Annotated in this window: 1 protein-coding gene; it reads left to right on the forward strand. The window is 61.3% G+C overall.

Going from position 1 to position 2,284, the window contains the following annotated elements; genetic code table 11:
• A partial coding sequence (locus tag OXF11_11975) for a sulfatase-like hydrolase/transferase (protein MCY4487812.1) occupies nucleotides 1-1,066 on the forward strand: 1,066 nt, incomplete at its 5' end.
• Nucleotides 1,067-2,284: the final 1,218 nt, after the last annotated feature.

Raw genomic sequence — 2,284 nt, forward strand, 5'->3', positions numbered from 1 at the left:
CAACATCGACCACAACGTCGGCCGTTTGCGGGCCTTCCTAGCGCGAGAGGGCCTGGCCCACAACACGATCCTTATCTTCACCAGCGACAACGGAACCGGCGCGGGCGAAAAGGTCTTTAACGCCGGCATGCGGGGCAGGAAGCAAAGCGAGTACGACGGAGGGCATCGAGTGCCGCTGTTCGTCCACTGGCCCGCAGGGGGGCTTGTCGGCGGGCGCGACGTCGAGCCGATCACCGCCCACGTCGACGTGCTGCCCACCCTGATCGATCTTGCGGGGATCGCGCCGCCGAAGGGAGTGGTGTTTGACGGACGCAGTATCCGCCCGCTCTTGGAGAGCAGAGCGAATCCGGACGACGGCTCGTGGCCGGACCGCATCCTAGTGACTGACTCGCAAAGGGTCGTGGATCCGATCAAGTGGCGGAGGAGCGCCGTGATGACCAACCGCTGGCGACTGGTCAACGGCACCGAGCTCTACGACATCAAGCAAGATCCGGCGCAGCAGAACGACGTGGCCGGAACCCAACCCAATGTAGTCGCCCGACTGAAGGCCTTCTACGAAGCGTGGTGGGCCGAATTGAAGCCGACCTTCCAACGGATTCCCGCGATTTACCTGGGCCACGAAGGAGAGAACCCGGTCCGGCTGACGAGCCACGATTGGATCGCCACGAAATCGACGCCTTGGAATCAGTCGTTGGTCCGCCAGGCGTTGGACGATCCATCCGCCACCGGATACTGGAACGTCAACGTGACCGCAGCGGGCGGGTACGAAATCCGTCTGCGACGATGGCCGGAAGAGGCCGATACAGCGATCGACGCCCTGCTTCCTCCGGGGACCGACGTGCCAGGGGAAAGCCCATTCCGTGCGAGCCCCGGCAAGGCAGTGCAGGCGGTCAACGCCTCGGTCCGAATCGGAGATGTGACGGCCGAGGCCCCGGTCGAGCCCGGGGCCAAGCAGGTGACGCTCCAAATGACCTTGCCTGCCGGCAAGAGCCGTATGAGAGCCACCTTCACCACCGGCGACGGAGGCACCGTGGGAGCGTATTACGCCTACGTGAGGAAACAGTAGGGCGGCAAGGCTGGGTTAGACGCGTGCCGCTTCCAGTGGTCGTTCGGCGAGTGAGCGGCACGTTATACGCAAATGGCACCCGCAAAGCACTTTAAGGACCGGTGACAGCCTCCGAATGTCGTGGTATGCGGCTCCGCGATCCCGTGAATCTTGCCGTTTCAGGACGACCCGAGTTAGATCCTCCGGGCCTCGCCGGACGCGCTCCAAGCGGTTTCGTGCCGAAGAACGGCGTTGGCGCCAACACTACGTTGGCGCTCCAGGTCGCCGCTGAGTCCGCCAGTCGGTACAGCGATCCTGATCTAACTCGACTCCATGTGTATGCCCTCAAAGCTCCCCGCCGGACAAACGGACGGCGGGGCAGTCTGGCACAGCACATAGTTGGGCAGAGTTCGTAGCCCCGGCATCTGATGCGACTTGCTAGACTGATACCCGTCAGGTAGTTCGCCGGACAAATGGGCGAACCGCCGAGGCTTGGGAGAGTAAGAACGGGTCGTAGTGGCATGCCACGTCCCCAAACCGACAGCGCAAGAATTGACGTTTATCTCAATGATGACCAAACGCCAATCATCATACCGATCTACCAGCTACGTGGACTCCAAGAGGCTTGGGAAGACCAAGGGAGACAGGTTCAGGTGTTTGCCCACGAGGACGAGAGGCCGGGATACAGGGGTGGTCACCCCAAGTTAAGGGTGATCGTGAAGCCGCCTCCAGATCGTCCGTTAGATGAGGAAATTGCGATCCTCGTCTAATTTGGTCCGAGTTGCGATGGCCGGACTCAGCGACCCAACGACTTGGCGGTAGGCAAGCCGTTTTCTGTGCAAGCCATATGAGGCTGTTCTGCCACGAGCCCACGTTGTAGAACTGATGCCACTCTTCCCTGACGAGTCTCCTCGGCACTGCGTATAGCCTCCGTGAGTATCCCAAGCAAATGGCCCCTGCCGAACACCTGCCCCGTAACTAACTGTCCGGAACCGGTGGCCTGTGCATGTGCAACTCCCGACTTCGCGGCGAACCGAGGCCGGTCAGTTCTCGGCCTATTGGGGCGCGTTTCGCTTGATAACTATCGAAAGCGAAGAGGGAATCCAGATTCACACAGAGGCGCTAGGGCCGAGGAAACGCAGTCTGTTGCTCGTATACGTCGACCGGCTTCCACAGCCTCTTCTCCTTGTACTCCCGGTATCGGGCTGCGTCGGCCTCCGAATTCTTGGTCGGCATCTG

The sequence above is a fragment of the Deltaproteobacteria bacterium genome (assembly GCA_026712905.1).
GTDB lineage: Bacteria > Desulfobacterota > Binatia > UBA9968 > JAJDTQ01 > JAJDTQ01.